The organism is Aromatoleum tolulyticum, assembly GCF_900156155.1.
Classification (GTDB): domain Bacteria; phylum Pseudomonadota; class Gammaproteobacteria; order Burkholderiales; family Rhodocyclaceae; genus Aromatoleum; species Aromatoleum tolulyticum.
In genome coordinates, this window is sequence record NZ_FTMD01000011.1 from 1 (window position 1) to 16,690 (window position 16,690).

Annotated in this window: 32 protein-coding genes; 31 read left to right on the forward strand and 1 reads right to left on the reverse strand. The window is 61.3% G+C overall.

Features of this window, described 5'->3' with window-relative positions; translation table 11 throughout:
- The 31 genes from tuf to galE form a co-directional block, all read left to right on the forward strand.
- Positions 1 to 1,126, forward strand: a 1,126-nt coding sequence (gene tuf, locus BW991_RS16090; protein ID WP_076603142.1) for an elongation factor Tu, incomplete at its 5' end; no start/stop codon positions are given.
- Positions 1,127 to 1,189: 63 nt separating this feature from the next.
- The gene (rpsJ, locus tag BW991_RS16095; protein ID WP_018987821.1) at positions 1,190 to 1,501 is read left to right on the forward strand and encodes a 30S ribosomal protein S10; all 312 of its coding nucleotides are present in this window, start codon (positions 1,190 to 1,192) and stop codon (positions 1,499 to 1,501) included.
- A gap of 115 nt (positions 1,502 to 1,616) precedes the next feature.
- Entirely contained in the window at positions 1,617 to 2,261 is a 645-nt protein-coding gene (gene rplC / locus BW991_RS16100; RefSeq protein WP_018987822.1) for a 50S ribosomal protein L3, read from the forward strand.
- 11 nt (positions 2,262 to 2,272) lie between these two features.
- Complete coding sequence (rplD, locus tag BW991_RS16105) at positions 2,273 to 2,893, forward strand: 50S ribosomal protein L4 (protein WP_076603143.1); 621 nt, start codon at positions 2,273 to 2,275, stop codon at positions 2,891 to 2,893.
- Positions 2,890 to 3,195, forward strand: a complete 306-nt coding sequence (gene rplW / locus BW991_RS16110; protein ID WP_076603144.1) for a 50S ribosomal protein L23 — start codon at positions 2,890 to 2,892, stop codon at positions 3,193 to 3,195. The genes rplD and rplW overlap by 4 nt, the downstream gene beginning before the upstream one ends.
- A gap of 5 nt (positions 3,196 to 3,200) precedes the next feature.
- Positions 3,201 to 4,028, forward strand: coding sequence for a 50S ribosomal protein L2 (gene rplB, locus BW991_RS16115; RefSeq protein WP_076603145.1), 828 nt, complete (start codon positions 3,201 to 3,203; stop codon positions 4,026 to 4,028).
- A 10-nt stretch (positions 4,029 to 4,038) separates the two neighbouring features.
- A complete protein-coding gene (rpsS, locus tag BW991_RS16120) occupies positions 4,039 to 4,314 on the forward strand; it encodes a 30S ribosomal protein S19 (protein ID WP_018987826.1) in 276 nt (91 codons plus the stop codon).
- Positions 4,315 to 4,323: 9 nt separating this feature from the next.
- Positions 4,324 to 4,653: a 50S ribosomal protein L22 gene (gene rplV / locus BW991_RS16125; protein WP_018987827.1), complete on the forward strand. Its 330-nt coding sequence runs from the start codon at positions 4,324 to 4,326 to the stop codon at positions 4,651 to 4,653.
- Between the two features lie 9 nt (positions 4,654 to 4,662).
- Complete coding sequence (rpsC, locus tag BW991_RS16130) at positions 4,663 to 5,457, forward strand: 30S ribosomal protein S3 (RefSeq protein ID WP_076603146.1); 795 nt, start codon at positions 4,663 to 4,665, stop codon at positions 5,455 to 5,457.
- The gene (gene rplP / locus BW991_RS16135; protein WP_076603287.1) at positions 5,457 to 5,870 is read left to right on the forward strand and encodes a 50S ribosomal protein L16; all 414 of its coding nucleotides are present in this window, start codon (positions 5,457 to 5,459) and stop codon (positions 5,868 to 5,870) included. The genes rpsC and rplP overlap by 1 nt, the downstream gene beginning before the upstream one ends.
- 2 nt (positions 5,871 to 5,872) lie before the next feature.
- Positions 5,873 to 6,067 carry a 50S ribosomal protein L29 gene (gene rpmC, locus BW991_RS16140; RefSeq protein ID WP_076603147.1) on the forward strand — a complete coding sequence of 65 codons (195 nt, stop codon included), beginning with the start codon at positions 5,873 to 5,875 and terminating at the stop codon, positions 6,065 to 6,067.
- On the forward strand, positions 6,064 to 6,333 hold the full coding sequence (rpsQ, locus tag BW991_RS16145; protein ID WP_076603148.1) for a 30S ribosomal protein S17: 270 nt from the start codon (positions 6,064 to 6,066) through the stop codon (positions 6,331 to 6,333). The genes rpmC and rpsQ overlap by 4 nt, the downstream gene beginning before the upstream one ends.
- A gap of 148 nt (positions 6,334 to 6,481) precedes the next feature.
- Complete coding sequence (gene rplN / locus BW991_RS16150) at positions 6,482 to 6,850, forward strand: 50S ribosomal protein L14 (protein WP_076603149.1); 369 nt, start codon at positions 6,482 to 6,484, stop codon at positions 6,848 to 6,850.
- A gap of 12 nt (positions 6,851 to 6,862) precedes the next feature.
- Positions 6,863 to 7,180: a 50S ribosomal protein L24 gene (gene rplX, locus BW991_RS16155; RefSeq protein WP_076603150.1), complete on the forward strand. Its 318-nt coding sequence runs from the start codon at positions 6,863 to 6,865 to the stop codon at positions 7,178 to 7,180.
- 9 nt (positions 7,181 to 7,189) lie between these two features.
- Positions 7,190 to 7,729: a 50S ribosomal protein L5 gene (rplE, locus tag BW991_RS16160; protein ID WP_076603151.1), complete on the forward strand. Its 540-nt coding sequence runs from the start codon at positions 7,190 to 7,192 to the stop codon at positions 7,727 to 7,729.
- A gap of 7 nt (positions 7,730 to 7,736) precedes the next feature.
- A complete protein-coding gene (gene rpsN, locus BW991_RS16165; protein ID WP_050417524.1) occupies positions 7,737 to 8,042 on the forward strand; it encodes a 30S ribosomal protein S14 in 306 nt (101 codons plus the stop codon).
- A 12-nt stretch (positions 8,043 to 8,054) separates the two neighbouring features.
- Positions 8,055 to 8,450, forward strand: coding sequence for a 30S ribosomal protein S8 (gene rpsH / locus BW991_RS16170; RefSeq protein WP_076603152.1), 396 nt, complete (start codon positions 8,055 to 8,057; stop codon positions 8,448 to 8,450).
- Positions 8,451 to 8,459: 9 nt separating this feature from the next.
- Positions 8,460 to 8,993: a 50S ribosomal protein L6 gene (rplF, locus tag BW991_RS16175; RefSeq protein ID WP_076603153.1), complete on the forward strand. Its 534-nt coding sequence runs from the start codon at positions 8,460 to 8,462 to the stop codon at positions 8,991 to 8,993.
- A 12-nt stretch (positions 8,994 to 9,005) separates the two neighbouring features.
- Positions 9,006 to 9,359, forward strand: a complete 354-nt coding sequence (rplR, locus tag BW991_RS16180; protein ID WP_050417521.1) for a 50S ribosomal protein L18 — start codon at positions 9,006 to 9,008, stop codon at positions 9,357 to 9,359.
- A 12-nt stretch (positions 9,360 to 9,371) separates the two neighbouring features.
- A complete protein-coding gene (rpsE, locus tag BW991_RS16185; RefSeq protein WP_076603154.1) occupies positions 9,372 to 9,896 on the forward strand; it encodes a 30S ribosomal protein S5 in 525 nt (174 codons plus the stop codon).
- 3 nt (positions 9,897 to 9,899) lie between these two features.
- Positions 9,900 to 10,082: a 50S ribosomal protein L30 gene (rpmD, locus tag BW991_RS16190; protein ID WP_015437566.1), complete on the forward strand. Its 183-nt coding sequence runs from the start codon at positions 9,900 to 9,902 to the stop codon at positions 10,080 to 10,082.
- Position 10,083: 1 nt separating this feature from the next.
- The gene (gene rplO / locus BW991_RS16195; RefSeq protein WP_076603155.1) at positions 10,084 to 10,521 is read left to right on the forward strand and encodes a 50S ribosomal protein L15; all 438 of its coding nucleotides are present in this window, start codon (positions 10,084 to 10,086) and stop codon (positions 10,519 to 10,521) included.
- A gap of 14 nt (positions 10,522 to 10,535) precedes the next feature.
- Entirely contained in the window at positions 10,536 to 11,861 is a 1,326-nt protein-coding gene (gene secY, locus BW991_RS16200; RefSeq protein WP_076603156.1) for a preprotein translocase subunit SecY, read from the forward strand.
- 3 nt (positions 11,862 to 11,864) lie between these two features.
- Entirely contained in the window at positions 11,865 to 12,083 is a 219-nt protein-coding gene (gene infA / locus BW991_RS16205) for a translation initiation factor IF-1 (RefSeq protein ID WP_015437563.1), read from the forward strand.
- Positions 12,084 to 12,104: 21 nt separating this feature from the next.
- Complete coding sequence (gene rpmJ, locus BW991_RS16210; RefSeq protein WP_076603157.1) at positions 12,105 to 12,218, forward strand: 50S ribosomal protein L36; 114 nt, start codon at positions 12,105 to 12,107, stop codon at positions 12,216 to 12,218.
- Positions 12,219 to 12,271: 53 nt separating this feature from the next.
- Positions 12,272 to 12,634 (forward strand): 30S ribosomal protein S13, encoded by a 363-nt coding sequence (gene rpsM / locus BW991_RS16215; protein WP_076603158.1) that lies wholly within the window; start codon positions 12,272 to 12,274, stop codon positions 12,632 to 12,634.
- Positions 12,635 to 12,646: 12 nt separating this feature from the next.
- On the forward strand, positions 12,647 to 13,036 hold the full coding sequence (gene rpsK, locus BW991_RS16220) for a 30S ribosomal protein S11 (protein WP_011237995.1): 390 nt from the start codon (positions 12,647 to 12,649) through the stop codon (positions 13,034 to 13,036).
- A 14-nt stretch (positions 13,037 to 13,050) separates the two neighbouring features.
- Positions 13,051 to 13,680, forward strand: coding sequence for a 30S ribosomal protein S4 (gene rpsD / locus BW991_RS16225; RefSeq protein WP_076603159.1), 630 nt, complete (start codon positions 13,051 to 13,053; stop codon positions 13,678 to 13,680).
- 39 nt (positions 13,681 to 13,719) lie between these two features.
- Complete coding sequence (locus tag BW991_RS16230; RefSeq protein WP_076603160.1) at positions 13,720 to 14,700, forward strand: DNA-directed RNA polymerase subunit alpha; 981 nt, start codon at positions 13,720 to 13,722, stop codon at positions 14,698 to 14,700.
- Positions 14,701 to 14,727: 27 nt separating this feature from the next.
- The gene (gene rplQ, locus BW991_RS16235) at positions 14,728 to 15,132 is read left to right on the forward strand and encodes a 50S ribosomal protein L17 (RefSeq protein WP_076603161.1); all 405 of its coding nucleotides are present in this window, start codon (positions 14,728 to 14,730) and stop codon (positions 15,130 to 15,132) included.
- Positions 15,133 to 15,240: 108 nt separating this feature from the next.
- Entirely contained in the window at positions 15,241 to 16,260 is a 1,020-nt protein-coding gene (gene galE / locus BW991_RS16240) for a UDP-glucose 4-epimerase GalE (RefSeq protein WP_076603162.1), read from the forward strand.
- Between the two features lie 40 nt (positions 16,261 to 16,300).
- Here galE and BW991_RS16245 read toward each other — a convergent pair whose 3' ends face one another.
- On the reverse strand, positions 16,301 to 16,600 hold the full coding sequence (locus BW991_RS16245; protein ID WP_076603163.1) for a hypothetical protein: 300 nt from the start codon (positions 16,598 to 16,600) through the stop codon (positions 16,301 to 16,303).
- Positions 16,601 to 16,690: the final 90 nt, after the last annotated feature.

A 16,690-nucleotide genomic window follows, 5' to 3' on the forward strand; every position in this document is an offset into this window, starting at 1 on the left:
CCATGGCAAGACGACCCTGACCGCAGCGATCACGACGATTCTGTCGTCGAAGTTCGGCGGCGAGGCGAAGGCCTACGACCAGATCGACGCGGCGCCGGAAGAGAAGGCGCGCGGCATCACGATCAACACCGCGCACGTCGAATACGAAACCGCGACCCGTCACTACGCGCACGTCGACTGCCCGGGTCACGCCGACTACGTCAAGAACATGATCACCGGTGCGGCGCAGATGGACGGCGCGATCCTGGTTGTGTCGGCCGCCGACGGCCCGATGCCGCAGACTCGCGAGCACATCCTGCTGGCGCGTCAGGTCGGTGTTCCGTACATCATCGTCTTCATGAACAAGTGCGACATGGTCGACGACGCCGAGCTGCTCGAGCTCGTCGAGATGGAAGTGCGCGAACTGCTGTCGAAGTACGACTTCCCGGGCGACGACATTCCCATCGTCAAGGGTTCGGCGCTGAAGGCGATCGAAGGCGACAAGGGCGAGCTCGGCGAAGGCGCCATCATGAAGCTGGCCGAAGCGCTCGACAGCTACATCCCGACGCCGGAGCGCGCGATCGACAAGCCCTTCCTGCTGCCGATCGAAGACGTGTTCTCGATCTCCGGCCGCGGTACCGTGGTCACCGGTCGTGTCGAGCGTGGTATCGTCAAGGTCGGTGAGGAAGTCGAAATCGTCGGCATCAAGCCCACGGTCAAGACCATCTGCACCGGCGTCGAAATGTTCCGCAAGCTGCTTGACCAGGGTCAGGCGGGTGACAACGTCGGCGTGCTGCTGCGCGGCACCAAGCGTGAAGATGTGGAGCGGGGTCAGGTCCTGTGCAAGCCGGGCTCGATCAAGCCGCATACCCACTTCACCGGCGAAGTGTACGTGCTGTCGAAGGAAGAGGGTGGTCGTCATACTCCGTTCTTCAACAACTACCGTCCGCAGTTCTACTTCCGTACGACCGACGTGACCGGTTCGATCGCGCTGCCGGAAGGCACCGAGATGGTCATGCCGGGTGACAACGTGTCGATCACGGTCAAGCTGCTGGCCCCGATCGCCATGGAAGAAGGTCTGCGTTTCGCGATCCGCGAAGGTGGCCGTACCGTCGGCGCCGGCGTCGTCGCCAAGATCATCGAGTAATTGCTTCGTTAAATCCCCCCGGGGTAATTGCCCCGGGGTTTTTGCTCTTTTAAGGACTGCAACATGCAAAACCAGAAGATTCGTATCCGGCTGAAGGCCTTCGACTACCGCCTGATCGATCAGTCGGCCCTCGAGATCGTAGACACCGCCAAGCGTACCGGCGCCGTCGTTCGCGGTCCCGTTCCGCTGCCGACCCGGATCGAGCGCTTCGACCTTCTGCGTTCGCCGCACGTCAACAAGACTTCGCGCGACCAGTTTGAGATCCGCACCCATCAGCGTCTGATGGATATCATCGATCCGACTGACAAGACGGTCGATGCGCTGATGAAGCTGGATCTTCCTGCCGGGGTCGACGTCGAGATCAAGCTGCAGTAAGTCGTCCGCGCTTGCGGAGTTTGAAAAAAGGCCGGTATAATCCGGCCTTTGCGTCTTTTGGCGCAATTCATGTGATAGGGCCCGGTCAATCGTAACCGGGGATCAGGAGAAAAAAATGAGTCTAGGCCTTGTAGGACGCAAGGTTGGCATGACTCGCATTTTTGCCGAGGACGGTCGTAGCGTCCCGGTGACGGTGCTTGACGTTGCCAATAATCGCGTTACCCAAGTCAAGACGCCTGAAAGCGACGGCTATGCCGCGGTTCAGGTGGCTTTCGGCAAGCGCCGTGCGAGTCGCGTCAATAAGGCGCTCGCCGGGCATCTCGCCAAGGCCGGCGTTGAAGCCGGTCATACCCTCCGCGAATTCACCGTCGAGCCGGCACAGCTGGCTGGCCTGAAGGCTGGCGACGTGATCAGCGTGGAGCTCTTTGCCGTCGGTCAGAAGGTCGATGTGACCGGGACCTCGATCGGTAAGGGTTTCTCGGGCGTCATCAAGCGTCACAATTTCTCGTCGAACCGTGCGTCGCACGGTAACTCGGTGTCGCATAACGCGCCGGGTTCGATTGGTATGGCGCAGGATCCGGGTCGCGTTTTCCCGGGTAAGCGCATGGCAGGCCAATACGGTAATGTGACCCGCACGACGCAGAGTCTCGAAGTGGTTCGCGTTGATGTCGAGCGTCAGTTGCTCCTGGTTAAGGGGGCTGTGCCTGGTTCGAAGGGCGGCGACGTTATCGTCCGTCCCGCCGTCAAGGCCCGAGGCTGAGCGAGGACGTGATGGAACTTAAAGTATTGAACGATCAGGGCGTGCAAGCGGCGACGCTGCAGGCTTCTGATGCGCTCTTCGGGCGCGACTACAACGAGGCGCTGATTCACCAGGTCGTCGTTGCCTACATGGCAAACGCTCGTTCGGGTAATCGTGCGCAGAAGGGGCGTGCCGACGTTACGAAGTCGACTCGCAAGCCGTGGCGCCAGAAAGGTACGGGTCGTGCTCGTGCCGGTATGGCGTCGAGCCCACTGTGGCGCGGCGGCGGCCGGATCTTCCCGAATTCGCCGGAAGAAAACTTCACGCAGAAGCTGAATCGCAAGATGTATCGTGCGGGCGTCGCCTCGATCCTGTCGCAGCTTGCGCGCGAAGATCGGCTCGCTGTGGTCGAGAATTTCAGCGTGGAAGCGCCGAAGACCAAGCTTCTGTCGCAGAAGCTGAAGGGCATGGGGTTGGACTCCGTGCTGGTGATCACGGATCAGTTCGACGAGAACCTGTTCCTGTCGTCGCGTAACCTGCACAAGGTGCTGGTGCTCGAAGTCAGCGAGACGGACCCGGTGGCTCTTGTGCACTACGATCGCGTGATCGTGACCAAGGGTGCGCTGGCCAAGATGGAGGAGGCCTGGCAATGAGCGGATTTAGCCAAGAGCGTCTGATGCAGGTGCTGCTCGCGCCCCAGATCTCCGAAAAGGCGACCTATATCGCCGACAAGAACGAGCAGGTAGTGTTCAAGGTGGCGTCGTGCGCAACGAAGCCTGAGGTCAAGGCTGCCGTCGAGCTGCTCTTCAAGGTCGAGGTCAAGTCGGTGCAGATCGCGAACGTCAAGGGCAAACTTAAGCGCTTCGGCAAGACGACCGGTCGTCGCAAGGGCTGGAAGAAGGCGTTCGTCTGCCTGAAGCCGGGCCAGGAAATCAACTTCGCGGCCGGGGAGTAATAGTCATGGCACTGGTAAAACTGAAGCCTACGTCTGCCGGCCGTCGTGCGATGGTCAAGGTGGTGAATGCGGATCTCTACAAGGGTCGTCCGCTCGCCTCCCTCGTCGAAAAGCAGTCGAAGAATGCCGGCCGTAACAACAACGGTCACATCACCGTCCGTCACAAAGGCGGCGGTCACAAGCAGCACTATCGCCTGGTTGATTTTCGTCGCAACAAGGACGGGATCGTCGCGCGCGTCGAGCGCATCGAGTACGACCCGAACCGCTCGGCGAACATCGCGCTCATCTGCTACGCGGATGGCGAGCGTGCGTACATCATCGCCCCCAAGGGTCTGGAAGTCGGTGCGCAGGTCATGAGCGGCGCCGAAGCTCCGATCAAGCCGGGCAATGTCCTGCCGATCCGCAACATTCCGGTCGGTTCGACGATCCATTGCGTCGAGATGATGCCTGGCAAGGGCGCGCAGATCGCGCGCGCAGCCGGCACGTCGGTGCAGCTCCTGGCGCGTGAAGGTGCCTATGCCCAGGTTCGTCTGCGCTCCGGCGAAGTGCGCCGCGTGCATGTCGAATGCCGCGCCGCGATTGGCGTCGTGGGCAATGAAGAGCATGGTCTGCGCAAGATCGGCAAGGCCGGTGCTAACCGCTGGCGTGGTATCCGCCCGACCGTTCGCGGTGTGGCGATGAACCCGGTCGATCACCCGCATGGTGGCGGCGAAGGCCGTACCGGCGAAGGTGGTGTGCCGCGCAGCCCGTGGGGTCAGCCGGCCAAGGGTTATCGTACGCGCAGCAACAAGCGCACCGATACCATGATCGTGCAGCGTCGTCACAAGCGTTAAGGGGTAACAGATGGCACGTTCAATCAAAAAAGGCCCGTTTGTCGACGCGCACCTCCTGAAGAAGGTCGACGCCGTCCGGGTGAGCAACGACAAGCGTCCGATCAAGACGTGGTCGCGCCGTTCCACCGTGCTGCCCGACTTCGTCGGCCTCACGATCGCGGTGCATAACGGCCGCCAGCACGTTCCGGTGTTCGTCTCCGAGAACATGGTCGGCCACAAGCTGGGCGAGTTCGCGCTGACCCGTACGTTCAAGGGTCATGCTGCGAGCAAGAAGGCGAAGAGGTAAGGAGTCACCATGGAAACCAAAGCAATCCTCCGCGGAGTTCGCCTGTCGGCCCAGAAGGGTCGGCTGGTTGCGGACCAGGTGCGGGGCAAGCCGGTTGATCAGGCCCTGAACATTCTCGCCTTCTCGCCGAAGAAGGGCGCCCAGATCATCCGCAAGGTCGTCGAGTCGGCGATCGCAAACGCCGAACACAACGATGGCGCAGACATCGACACCCTCAAGGTGAAGACGATCTACGTCGAGGAAGGTACGTCGCTGAAGCGGTTTACGGCGCGCGCTAAGGGGCGCGGTAACCGCATCCTGAAGCCGACCTGCCATGTCTACGTGACCGTCGGGGAGTAAGGGGTAAATATGGGTCAGAAAATTCATCCGACCGGATTCCGTCTGGCGGTCACCCGTGACTGGAGCTCGCGCTGGTTTGCTTCGAGCCGCGACTACTCCAAGATGCTGCACGAAGACATCAAGGTTCGCGACTTCCTGAAGAAGAAACTCGCGCATGCCTCCGTTGGCCGCATCGTCATCGAGCGTCCCGCCAAGAACGCGCGCATCACGCTGTTCAGCGCGCGTCCCGGTGTCGTGATTGGTAAGAAGGGCGAAGACATCGAGCTGCTGAAGCGCGAACTCCAGAAGATCATGGGCGTGCCTGTGCACGTCAATATCGAAGAAGTGCGCAAGCCGGAAATCGATGCGAAGCTGATCGCGGATTCGATCGCCCAGCAGCTCGAGAAGCGCATCATGTTCCGCCGCGCCATGAAGAGGGCGATGCAGAACGCGATGCGTCTGGGTGCTCAGGGCATCAAGATCATGAGCGCGGGCCGTTTGAACGGGGCCGAAATCGCGCGTACCGAGTGGTACCGTGAAGGGCGTGTTCCGCTGCACACGCTGCGTGCCGACATCGATTACGGTGTTTCCGAGGCGAGCACGACCTACGGCATCATCGGTATCAAGGTGTGGGTGTACAAGGGCGAGATGCTCGGCCGCAATGAGCGTCCGGTCGTCGTCGAGAACGAGAATGAGGCTCGCCGTGGCCGTCGCGGTGCGCCGCGCGGTGCCGAAGGTGGCGAGGGTCGTCCTGGTCGCCGTCCCGCTCGCCGGGGTGGCGCCGAGGGCCAGGCCAAGCAGCCGCAAGAAAGCAGGGGTGAATGATGCTGCAGCCGACGAGAAGGAAATATCGTAAGGAGCAGAAGGGCCGCAACACCGGCGTTGCGACGCGCGGTGCCAAGGTGAGCTTCGGCGAATACGGTCTCAAGGCCATCGGTCGCGGTCGGCTCACCGCCCGCCAGATCGAAGCGGCGCGTCGTGCGATGACTCGCCACATCAAGCGTGGCGGTCGCATCTGGATCCGCGTGTTCCCGGACAAGCCGATCTCGAAGAAGCCTGCCGAAGTTCGTATGGGTAACGGTAAAGGCAACCCGGAGTACTGGGTCGCGGAAATCCAGCCTGGCAAGGTTCTTTACGAGATGGATGGTGTCGATGAAGCTCTGGCGCGCGAGGCGTTCCGCCTCGCCGCGGCGAAGCTGCCGGTCGAGACCGTGTTTGTTCACCGTCTGTTGGGGTAATCATGAAAGCGAGTGAACTCCGCGCGAAGAGCGCCGGTGAAGTGAATCAGGAATTGCTCGAGCTGCTGAAGGCGCAGTTCTCGCTGCGCATGCAGCTTGCGACGCAGCAGCTCAGCAACACGAGCCAACTCGGGAAGGTGCGCCGCGACATCGCGCGCGTGCGTACCGTTCTGCGTGAAAAGGCAGGGCAGAAATGAGCGAACAAATCGAAAAGGTGCGTCGCGCCCTGGTCGGCCGTGTCGTAAGCGACAAAATGCAGAACACGGTCACCGTGCTGGTCGAGCGTCGCGTCAAGCATGAGCTGTACGGAAAGGTGATCACGCGCTCGGCGAAGTATCATGCGCACGTCGAGGGTGGCGTCGCTGCCGCCGGTGATTTGGTTGAAATCGAGGAATGCCGTCCGATTTCCAAGACCAAGTCCTGGCGCGTCGCGAAGGTGCTTGAGAAGGCGCGCGTAATCTAAGCAGAGTACGGGCTACTGCTGTGGGCAGCTTGGCAGGCGACTGCCAGGCTGTTATAATTTTATTTCTTTGCTTTTCGCTCTTCGGGGCTCCTTACCCGTACGGGTTCCAAGACTGACCGCTGTAGCGGGGCAAGTTGGAGATAAATTCATGATTCAAATGCAGTCCATTCTGGACGTCGCCGACAATACCGGCGCGCGTTCGGTGATGTGCATCAAGGTTCTTGGTGGTTCCAAGCGTCGCTATGCCGGCATTGGCGACATCATCAAGGTGACCGTGAAGGATGCCGCGCCGAGGGGTCGCGTCAAGAAAGGCGATATCTACAGTGCCGTTGTTGTGCGTACTGCGAAGGGCGTGCGTCGTCCGGACGGTTCGCTGGTGAAGTTTGATGGCAATGCGGCCGTCCTGCTGAATAACAAGCTCGAGCCGATCGGCACGCGTATCTTCGGGCCGGTGACGCGCGAACTGCGTACCGAGCGGTTCATGAAGATCGTCTCGCTGGCGCCTGAAGTGCTCTAAGGAATTATCGAGATGAACAAGATCCGCAAAGGTGATGAGGTTGTTGTCCTGACGGGCAAGGATCGCGGTCGTCGCGGTGTCGTGCTGCGTCGGGTGGGCGAGGAGCATCTGGTGGTCGAGGGTGTGAATCGCGCGAAGAAGCACGTGCGTCCGAATCCGCTCAAAGGGGAAGTGGGTGGCATCGTCGAGAAAGAGATGCCGCTGCACGTTTCGAATGTTGCGCTGTTCAATCCCGCCACCCAGAAGGGTGATCGCGTGGGTATTCGTGTGCTTGAGGATGGTCGCAAAGTGCGCGTCTTCAAGTCGAATGGCGAACTGGTGAACGCGTAAGGAGTGGTGATGGCGCGCTTGCAGCAGTACTACAAGGAAACGATTGCTCCCGATCTGCTGAAGCAGTTCGGGTACAAGTCCGTGATGGAAGTGCCTCGCATTACGAAGATCACGCTGAATATGGGTGTCGGCGAGGCGGTTGGCGACAAGAAGATTCTTGATCATGCCGTCGGCGACATGCAGAAGATTGCGGGTCAGAAGCCGGTGGTGACCAAGGCACGCAAGTCGATCGCGGGTTTCAAGATCCGTGATGGTTATCCGATCGGCTGCATGGTGACCTTGCGTGGCGAGAAGATGTTCGAATTCCTCGATCGTCTGGTGACGATCGCCATGCCGCGTATCCGCGACTTTCGTGGTATCGCCGGCAAGGGTTTTGACGGTCGCGGCAACTACAACCTGGGCGTCAAGGAGCAGATCATTTTCCCCGAGATCGAGTACGACAAGATCGATGCTCTGCGGGGTATGAACATCAGCATCACGACGACGGCCAAGTCCGATCAGGAAGCTCGCGCTCTGCTCGCGGCGTTCAAGTTCCCGTTCAAGAATTGAGGGTGTTATGGCAAAACTGGCTCTGATCAATCGAGAAGAGAAGCGTCGCAAGCTGGTGGCGAAGTTCGCCGCGAAGCGGGCCGCGCTGATCGCTCAGATCAACGATTTCAAGTTGCCTGAAGAAGAGCGCATGGCTGCTCGTCTGAAGCTGCAGCAGCTTCCGCGCAACGCAAGCCCCGTTCGCGAGCGCAATCGCTGCGCCCTGACGGGTCGTCCGCGCGGCGTGTTCCGCAAGTTCGGGCTGTGCCGCAACAAGCTGCGCGATCTCGCGTTCCGTGGCGAAGTGCCGGGCATGACCAAGGCGAGTTGGTAAGGAGATTATCGAATGAGTATGTCCGATCCGATCGCCGATATGCTGACCCGCATCCGTAACGGTCAGCAGGCTCAGAAGCAGAGCGTGTCGATGCCCAGCTCCAAGCTGAAGGTTGCGATCGCCAAGGTCCTGCAGGATGAAGGTTACATCGACGGCTATGCAGTCCGCGATGCCGAAGGTAAAGCCCAGCTCGATGTGGTGCTGAAGTACTACGCTGGCCGTCCGGTCATCGAGCGCATCGAGCGTGTCAGCCGTCCCGGTCTGCGTGTCTACAAGGGCAGTGACGATCTGCCGCGTGTCATGAACGGTCTCGGTGTTGCGATCGTGTCGACGCCGCGTGGCGTCATGACCGACCGTGCGGCACGTGCCGGACGCGTGGGCGGCGAAGTCATCTGTTACGTCGCTTAAGGGGGTCTCATGTCTCGTGTAGCTAAGAATCCCGTGGCAATCCCCCAGGGCGTCGATGTGACTGTCGCGGCTGGTGAGGTTTCCGTGAAGGGTCCGCTGGGTACCGTCAAACAGTACATTGGCAACGCCGTGTCCGTGCAGCGCGAGGGTGATGCGCTGGTGTTTGGTGCCGTTGCCGGTGCTGCGAACGGCCGTGCGATGTCGGGTACCGTGCGCGCGCTCGTGAATAACATGGTCACCGGCGTTACGAAGGGTTTTGAGCGCAAGTTGAACCTCGTCGGCGTCGGTTATCGTGCGCAGGCGCAGGGCGACAAGCTCAATCTGACGCTCGGTTTTTCGCATCCTGTCGTGCATCAGATGCCGGCGGGCGTGAAGGTGGAAACGCCGACACAGACGGAAATCGTGATCAAGGGCATCGACAAGCAGCAAGTCGGTCAGGTCGCGGCCGAAGTGCGTGCATACCGCGCTCCCGAGCCTTACAAGGGCAAGGGCGTCCGCTACGCGGACGAGGTGGTCGTGCTCAAGGAAACCAAGAAGAAGTAAGGGCGGTTCGATATGAACAAGAAAGTGGTTCGTCTGCGTCGTGCTCGTAAAACCCGAGCCAAAATCGCGGAACTGAAGGCGGTTCGTCTGACTGTGTTCCGTTCCAATTCCCATATCTACGCCCAGATCATCGATGGTTCCGGCGCGCGCGTGCTTGCTGCGGCCTCCACGGTCGAGGCGGACGTGCGTTCGCAGCTGTCGCACGGCGGCAACAAGGCCGCAGCCGTGATCGTCGGCAAGCTGATCGCCGAGCGGGCGAAGGCCGCGGGTATCGAGTCCGTCGCGTTCGATCGCGCCGGCTTCCAGTATCACGGTCGCGTCCAGGCGCTGGCCGAGGCCGCCCGCGAAGGCGGTCTCAAGTTCTAAGCGAGGAATCGTATGGCTAAGCAACAAAGCAAGCGTCCGCAGGCTTCCGAGGAGCGTGACGACGGCCTGCGCGAAAAGATGGTCGCCATCAACCGTGTGACGAAGGTCGTGAAGGGCGGTCGTATCCTCGGTTTCGCGGCGCTGACGGTGGTTGGCGATGGCGATGGCGGCATCGGCATGGGCAAGGGCAAGTCGCGCGAAGTGCCGGTGGCCGTGCAGAAGGCCATGGACGAAGCGCGTCGCAAGATGGTCAAGGTCTCGCTCAAGAACGGTACGCTGCAGCATTCCGTGGTCGGCAAGCACGGTGCCTCCGAGGTGCTCATGCAGCCTGCTCCCAGCGGTACCGGCATCATTGCGGGTGGCCCCATGCGCGCGGTGTTCGAGGTGATGGGCGTTACGGACGTGGCCTGCAAGTGCATCGGTTCGTCGAATCCGTACAACGTCGTGCGTGCAACGCTGAACGGTCTCCTGGCGATCAATACGCCGGCGGAGATCGCCGCCAAGCGTGGCAAGAGCGTCGAAGAAATTCTGGGGTAAGCCATGGCCGAGAAAACGATCAAGGTTACGCTGGTCAAGAGCGTGATCGGTACCAAGCAGTCGCACCGTGCGACGGTGCGCGGGCTCGGCTTGCGTCGCCTGAACCATACCGTCGAGCTTCAGGACACGCCTGAAGTGCGCGGCATGGTTAACAAGGTGTCCTACCTGGTGAAGTGTGAGGGTTGAGATGCGTCTTAATACGATTAAACCTGCGACGGGTTCGAAGTTCGCCGGCAAGCGCGTCGGACGCGGCATCGGCTGCGGGCTGGGCAAGACTTGCGGTCGCGGTCACAAGGGTCAGAAGTCGCGCGCGGGCGGGTTCCACAAGGTCGGCTTCGAAGGCGGACAGATGCCGCTGCAGCGCCGCCTGCCGAAGCGCGGCTTCGTCTCGCTGACGGCTTCGCGCAACGCCGAAGTCCGCCTGTCCGAGCTGGACAAGCTGCCGGTGGATGAGGTCGATCTGCTTGTGTTGAAGCAGGCCGGCATCGTTGCTGCGGATACGCTTTCGGCGAAGGTCGTGCTGTCCGGTAGCATCGGTCGCAAGGTGACCCTGCGCGGCGTCGGCGCCACGAAGGGCGCGCTCGCCGCAATCGAGGCGGCCGGCGGTTCGGTCGTCATCGAGTAAGCAGGGATCCAGCTGTGGCCACTCCTGCTGCCACCTTGGGAACGCCCGGTCGGTTCGGCGACCTGAAGCGCCGACTGATGTTCCTGGTCGGTGCCCTGATCGTCTATCGGATCGGTGCGCACATCCCGGTGCCCGGAATCGACCCCAGTCGGCTGGCTGAGCTGTTCCAGTCGCAGTCCGGGGGGATTCTCGGTGTCTTCAATCTGTTCTCGGGCGGTGCGCTGTCGCGCTTCACCATCTTTGCGTTGGGGATCATGCCGTACATCTCGGCATCGATCATCATGCAACTGATGACCGTGGCGGTGCCGTCGCTCGAAGCCCTGAAGAAGGAGGGCGAGGCCGGTCGGCGCAAGATTACGCAATATACGCGCGCCGGTACGCTGGTTCTAGCGCTGGCTCAGTCCCTCGGCATCGCGATTGCACTCGAGGGGCAAGGGGGGCTGGTGCTGGATCCGGGTGTCACGTTCCGATTCGTGACGGTGGCGACGCTGGTGACGGGCACGATGTTCCTGATGTGGCTCGGCGAGCAGATCACCGAACGCGGCCTCGGCAATGGCATCTCGCTCATCATCTTCGCCGGTATTGCCGCGGGGTTGCCGAGTTCGATTGCGGGGCTGTTCGAGCTCGTGCGCACGGGGGCGATGCATCCCTTCACGGCGTTGCTGATCTGCGTGCTGGTTGCGCTTGTCACTGCGTTCGTGGTGTTCGTCGAGCGCGGCCAGCGCAAGATTCTGGTGAATTACGCAAAACGCCAGGTCGGCAACAAGATCTACGGTGGTCAGAGTTCGCATCTGCCGCTGAAGCTGAACATGGCGGGGGTGATTCCGCCGATCTTCGCATCGAGCATAATCCTGTTCCCGGCGACTCTGGGTCAGTGGTTCGGTTCGTCGGAGAGCATGATCTGGTTGCGGGATCTTTCGGCGAAGCTCGCGCCGGGGCAGCCTGTCTATGTGATGCTTTATGCAGTGGCGATCGTCTTCTTCTGCTTCTTCTACACTGCGCTCGTGTTCAATGCACGCGAAACCGCGGATAACCTGAAGAAGAGCGGGGCATTCGTGCCGGGTATTCGGCCGGGCGACCAGACGGCGCGTTACATCGACAAGATCCTGACGCGTCTGACGTTGGTGGGTGCCGTGTATATCACGCTGGTGTGTCTGCTGCCGGAGTTCCTGATCCTGAAGTGGAACGTTCCGTTCTACTTCGGCGGTACGTCGCTGCTGATCATCGTGGTGGTGACGATGGACTTCATGGCGCAGGTTCAGGCTTACGTGATGTCGCATCAGTATGAGAGCCTGCTGAAGAAGGCGAACTTCAAGGGGACGGGGCTTCCAATCCGGTAAGTTATGGCGAAGGAAGACGTCATCGAGATGCAGGGTGAGGTTACCGAGAACCTTCCCAATGCAACGTTCCGCGTCCGGCTCGAAAACGGACATATGGTCCTCGGGTACATTTCCGGGAAGATGCGCATGCACTACATCCGCATTCTTCCCGGCGACAAGGTCACCGTGCAGCTGACGCCCTATGACCTGACCAAGGCCCGAATCGTATTCCGGACCAAGTAATCAAGAAACAGGAGCAAGGAAATGAGAGTTCAGGCTTCGGTTAAGCGGCTCTGCCGCAACTGCAAGATCGTTCGCCGCAAGGGTGTCGTCCGCGTCATCTGCGCGGATCCGCGGCACAAGCAGCGCCAGGGTTGATATTCGGGCGCTCAGGGATTAACATTTAATGTTTAGCTTTTTGGGGTAATCGAATGGCCCGTATTGCTGGGGTAAACATTCCCAATCACAAGCATGCCGAGATTGCGCTGACCGCCATCTATGGAATTGGCCGTTCGCGTGCTCAGAAAATCTGTGATGCCGCCAACGTCGCGCGTTCCGTCAAGGTGAAGGATCTCACCGAGTCGGACATGGAGCGTCTGCGTGATGAGGTTGGCAGGTTTGTCGTCGAGGGCGATCTTCGCCGTGAAGTGACGATGAATATCAAGCGCCTGATGGATTTGGGCTGCTATCGTGGTGTCCGTCATCGTCGCGGCCTTCCGCTGCGCGGTCAGAGGACCCGGACAAACGCCCGCACCCGCAAGGGACCGCGCAAGGCGATCGCCGGCAAGAAGTGATAAGGACTGATAATGGCTAAAACTGCTGCGAAGGTTCGCAAGAAGGTTAAAAAGAACGTTGCCGAAGGTATCGCGCACGTTCACGCGAGCTTCAATAACACGATCATCACGATTACCGATCGTCAGGGCAATGCCCTGTCGTGGGCAACGTCGGGCGGCGCGGGCTTCAAGGGTTCGCGCAAGAGCACGCCGTTTGCCGCCCAGGTTGCCGCCGAAGCTGCCGGCAAGGCCGCGCAGGAATGTGGCGTCAAGAACCTGGAAGTGCGCATCAAGGGGCCCGGTCCGGGCCGCGAATCCGCTGTTCGCGCCCTGAACGCGCTGGGTATGAAGATCTCCAGCATTACCGACATCACGCCGATTCCGCATAACGGCTGCCGTCCGCCGAAAAAGCGTCGTATCTGACAAGGAGTTGAAACGTGGCTCGTAATCTGGATCCCAAGTGCCGTCAGTGCCGTCGCGAAGGCGAGAAGCTGTTCCTGAAGGCCGAGAAGTGCTTCACCGACAAGTGCGCGATCGAGCGCCGCTCGTATGCTCCTGGCCAGCATGGCCAGCGTTCCGGACAGCGTCTGTCCGGCTATGGCGTTCAGCTGCGTGAAAAGCAGAAGATCCGCCGTCTGTATGGCGTCCTCGAGGCGCAGTTCCGCAAGGTGTACGCCGAGGCGGACCGCCGTCGCGGCCAGACCGGCGAGAACCTGCTGCAGCTGCTGGAAGGTCGCCTCGATTCCGTGGTCTATCGCATGGGTTTTGGCGGCTCGCGTGCCGAGGCTCGTCAGCTGGTCCGTCACAACGGCATTCTCGTGAATGGCAAGCGCGTCAACATCCCGTCGTACGTCGTGCGTCCGGGTGAGACGGTCGAGCTCACCGAGGGTGCGCGCGGCCAGCTCCGCGTCAAGGCCGCGCTCGAAGCCGCTGCCGCGCGTGGTTTCCCGGAGTGGCTGGAAGTCGACGCCAAGGCCGGCAAGGGCGTGTTCAAGGCATACCCGCAGCGTTCGGAGCTGCCGCCGACGATCAACGAAGGTCTCGTCGTCGAACTGTACTCCCGCTAACGGGCTCGCCTGAAGACTCAAAGATCCGAGGAACTGCTGATGCAAAGCAATTCACTGCTGAAACCCCGCATCATCGACGTCCAGTCCGTGTCGCCTGTGCAGGCGCGCGTGACGATGGAGCCGTTCGAGCGTGGTTTCGGTCATACCCTGGGGAATGCGCTGCGGCGCATCCTCCTTTCCTCGCTGCCGGGCTATGCGCCGACGGAAGTCTCGATTGAGGGCGTGCTGCACGAGTACTCGACTCTGGACGGCGTGCGCGAGGACATCGTCGACCTGCTGCTGAATCTGAAGGGCGTCGTGCTGAAGCTGCATAACCGCGGTGAGGCAACGCTGCGTTTGTCGAAGTCGGGCGACGGTGTTGTTACCGCGCGCGACATCGAGGGCGGTCACGACGTCGAGATCATCAACCCCGATCATGTGATCGCGCATCTGGCACCGGGCGGCAAGCTCGAGATGCAGATCAAGGTCGAGGAAGGCCGCGGTTACGTGCCGGGTAACGTGCGTCCGGCTGTCGGCGAGAGCAAGAGCATTGGTCACATCGTGCTGGACGCTTCGTTCAGCCCGGTGCGCCGGGTGAGCTACCTGGTCGAGAGCGCTCGTGTCGAGCAGCGTACCGACCTCGATCGCCTGGTGATCGATATCGAGACCAATGGCGCGGTCGACCCGGAAGAGGCTATTCGTTACGCCGCGCGCGTGCTGATGGATCAGCTGTCGGTGTTTGCGGATCTGGAAGGTACGGCGCCGGTCGCGGAAGTGACCGCGGCGCAGGTGATCGATCCGGTGCTGCTGCGCCCGGTCGATGACCTCGAGCTGACCGTGCGGTCGGCCAACTGCCTGAAGGCCGAGAACATCTACTACATCGGCGATCTGATCCAGCGTACGGAAACCGAGCTGCTGAAGACCCCGAACCTCGGCCGCAAGTCGCTGAACGAAATCAAGGAAGTGTTGGCCTCGCGTGGGCTTACGCTCGGCATGAAACTGGAAAACTGGCCGCCGGCCGGGCTCGAGAAGCTCGGTTGAGTCGGCGCAGTTGAGTGAGGAATAGAAATGCGTCACCGCAACGGTCTTCGCAAGCTTAACCGTACCAGCGCGCATCGTCAGGCGATGTTCCGCAATATGGCCAATTCGCTGCTGCGTCACGAAGTCATCAAGACGACCCTGCCCAAGGCCAAGGAACTGCGCCGTGTGGTCGAGCCGCTGATCACCCTGGGCAAGAAGCCCAGCCTGTCGAATCGTCGCCTGGCGTTCAACCGCCTGCGCGACCGTGACATGGTCGTGAAGCTGTTCGACGAGCTGGGTCCGCGCTTCGCTGCCCGTAACGGCGGCTACCTGCGCATCCTGAAGTTCGGTTTCCGCGACGGCGACAACGCGCCGATGGCTCTCGTCGAACTGCTGGATCGTCCGGCCGAGGGTGAAGTGGCTGCTGAAGTGCAGGAAGCAGCGGCTGCGTAAGAAATCGCTTCGCGACCGCTGTGTCATCGAAAATGGGCCGTTCTGCGGCCCATTTTTTTTGTGCAGGCCGCGGCGAGTTCGAGGTTAGCCTGAGATGGAGGTGCTGCATTGAGTACGGTGCTGGTAACGGGTGGCGCGGGGTACATCGGGTCGCATACCTGCGTGGCGCTGATGGAAGCAGGGCACGACGTGGTCGTGGTCGACAATCTGTGCAACAGCAAATCGGCCGCGCTAGAGCGGGTCGAGCGAATTGCGGGCAGGAAGCTGCGCGGGTTCTATCGTGCCGACGTCCGCGATGCGTCGGCGTTGAAGCGTCTGTTCGGCGAGCATCGGGTCGATGCGGTGGTCCACTTCGCGGCCCTGAAGGCCGTGGGGGAGTCGGTGGCGAAACCGCTGCCGTACTACCAGAACAATGTGGGCGGGTTGTTCGCGCTCGTTGAGGCGATGGAGGCGGCTAATGTCCGTCGGCTCGTGTTCAGTTCCTCTGCGACGGTGTATGGGGATCCGGCGACGGTGCCGATTCGCGAGGATTTTCCCACCGGGGCGACGAACCCGTATGGGCGCACGAAGCTGATGTGCGAGGAGGTGTTGCGTGATCTCGTTGCGGCCGATGCGCGCTGGCATGTCGCCTTGCTGCGCTACTTCAATCCGGTCGGGGCGCATGCCAGCGGACTGATTGGCGAGGATCCGAACGGAATCCCGAACAATCTCATGCCGTACGTGAGTCAAGTGGCGGTCGGGAAGCTGAAGGAACTGCAGGTGTTCGGCGGGGATTATCCGACTGCGGACGGAACGGGGGTCCGGGACTATATCCATGTGGTTGATCTCGCCGCCGGGCATGTTGCCGCGGTCGAGCGCATGGACGGCCACCCGGGTGTCAGCTGCCTGAATCTCGGAACCGGACGCGGGTACAGCGTGCTCGAAGTCGCGCGAGCGTTCGAGGTGGCGTCGGCGCGCGAGGTGCCTTACCGTATCGTGGCGCGCCGGCCGGGTGATGTCGCGGCCTGCTGGGCGGACGCGAGTCTGGCTTGCAAGGTGCTCGGGTGGACGCCGCGGTTCGATCTGGACGCGATGTGCCGCGATGCGTGGCGGTGGCAGTCGCAGAATCCGGACGGCTATCCGGACTGACGGTTTCGGGGGCCTTTTCCGCGCGAGTGGCGCCCGCTGCTTACCAGGACTTGCGCAGCCGGTTGCGGTACTGGACGTCGTGGGGAAGCACCTTCTGCATCGGTTCGAGGTGCGCCGCGACGATGTCGCTGGCTTTCGCAAGGGTTTCCGGCGTGAGTTGCGGCAGTTCGCTGGTGCGCGCCGTGAGGCGCACGACCTGATCGATCGCGCGTTTGCGCTGCTGTTCCTCGGCCGCCTGATACACGCCTAGTCCGGCGTCGAGCAGGGTCTTGAGGATCTTTACGCGACGTTCGATGCGGTCGAGGAAGACGGCCTGTACGTCGTTCGGAACTGCGGGCATGAGCTTCTCCTTGATTTTGCGGGGGTCATTGCGGCGACCGCCGTATTGTCCGGAATACCCGTGGTGGGTTTGCTTCAAATTGTAAGCGCG

Bases quoted from the DNA above. Each gene is read 5' to 3' on its own strand.
- rpsJ (WP_018987821.1), top strand. From the start codon at position 1,190: ATGCAAAACCAGAAGATTCGTATCCGGCTGAAGGCCTTCGACTACCGC.
- rplC (WP_018987822.1), top strand. From the start codon at position 1,617: ATGAGTCTAGGCCTTGTAGGACGCAAGGTTGGCATGACTCGCATTTTT.
- rplD (WP_076603143.1), top strand. From the start codon at position 2,273: ATGGAACTTAAAGTATTGAACGATCAGGGCGTGCAAGCGGCGACGCTG.
- rplW (WP_076603144.1), top strand. From the start codon at position 2,890: ATGAGCGGATTTAGCCAAGAGCGTCTGATGCAGGTGCTGCTCGCGCCC.
- rplB (WP_076603145.1), top strand. From the start codon at position 3,201: ATGGCACTGGTAAAACTGAAGCCTACGTCTGCCGGCCGTCGTGCGATG.
- rpsS (WP_018987826.1), top strand. From the start codon at position 4,039: ATGGCACGTTCAATCAAAAAAGGCCCGTTTGTCGACGCGCACCTCCTG.
- rplV (WP_018987827.1), top strand. From the start codon at position 4,324: ATGGAAACCAAAGCAATCCTCCGCGGAGTTCGCCTGTCGGCCCAGAAG.
- rpsC (WP_076603146.1), top strand. From the start codon at position 4,663: ATGGGTCAGAAAATTCATCCGACCGGATTCCGTCTGGCGGTCACCCGT.
- rplP (WP_076603287.1), top strand. From the start codon at position 5,457: ATGCTGCAGCCGACGAGAAGGAAATATCGTAAGGAGCAGAAGGGCCGC.
- rpmC (WP_076603147.1), top strand. From the start codon at position 5,873: ATGAAAGCGAGTGAACTCCGCGCGAAGAGCGCCGGTGAAGTGAATCAG.
- rpsQ (WP_076603148.1), top strand. From the start codon at position 6,064: ATGAGCGAACAAATCGAAAAGGTGCGTCGCGCCCTGGTCGGCCGTGTC.
- rplN (WP_076603149.1), top strand. From the start codon at position 6,482: ATGATTCAAATGCAGTCCATTCTGGACGTCGCCGACAATACCGGCGCG.
- rplX (WP_076603150.1), top strand. From the start codon at position 6,863: ATGAACAAGATCCGCAAAGGTGATGAGGTTGTTGTCCTGACGGGCAAG.
- rplE (WP_076603151.1), top strand. From the start codon at position 7,190: ATGGCGCGCTTGCAGCAGTACTACAAGGAAACGATTGCTCCCGATCTG.
- rpsN (WP_050417524.1), top strand. From the start codon at position 7,737: ATGGCAAAACTGGCTCTGATCAATCGAGAAGAGAAGCGTCGCAAGCTG.
- rpsH (WP_076603152.1), top strand. From the start codon at position 8,055: ATGAGTATGTCCGATCCGATCGCCGATATGCTGACCCGCATCCGTAAC.
- rplF (WP_076603153.1), top strand. From the start codon at position 8,460: ATGTCTCGTGTAGCTAAGAATCCCGTGGCAATCCCCCAGGGCGTCGAT.
- rplR (WP_050417521.1), top strand. From the start codon at position 9,006: ATGAACAAGAAAGTGGTTCGTCTGCGTCGTGCTCGTAAAACCCGAGCC.
- rpsE (WP_076603154.1), top strand. From the start codon at position 9,372: ATGGCTAAGCAACAAAGCAAGCGTCCGCAGGCTTCCGAGGAGCGTGAC.
- rpmD (WP_015437566.1), top strand. From the start codon at position 9,900: ATGGCCGAGAAAACGATCAAGGTTACGCTGGTCAAGAGCGTGATCGGT.
- rplO (WP_076603155.1), top strand. From the start codon at position 10,084: ATGCGTCTTAATACGATTAAACCTGCGACGGGTTCGAAGTTCGCCGGC.
- infA (WP_015437563.1), top strand. From the start codon at position 11,865: ATGGCGAAGGAAGACGTCATCGAGATGCAGGGTGAGGTTACCGAGAAC.
- rpmJ (WP_076603157.1), top strand. From the start codon at position 12,105: ATGAGAGTTCAGGCTTCGGTTAAGCGGCTCTGCCGCAACTGCAAGATC.
- rpsM (WP_076603158.1), top strand. From the start codon at position 12,272: ATGGCCCGTATTGCTGGGGTAAACATTCCCAATCACAAGCATGCCGAG.
- rpsK (WP_011237995.1), top strand. From the start codon at position 12,647: ATGGCTAAAACTGCTGCGAAGGTTCGCAAGAAGGTTAAAAAGAACGTT.
- BW991_RS16230 (WP_076603160.1), top strand. From the start codon at position 13,720: ATGCAAAGCAATTCACTGCTGAAACCCCGCATCATCGACGTCCAGTCC.
- rplQ (WP_076603161.1), top strand. From the start codon at position 14,728: ATGCGTCACCGCAACGGTCTTCGCAAGCTTAACCGTACCAGCGCGCAT.
- BW991_RS16245 (WP_076603163.1), bottom strand. From the start codon at position 16,600: ATGCCCGCAGTTCCGAACGACGTACAGGCCGTCTTCCTCGACCGCATC.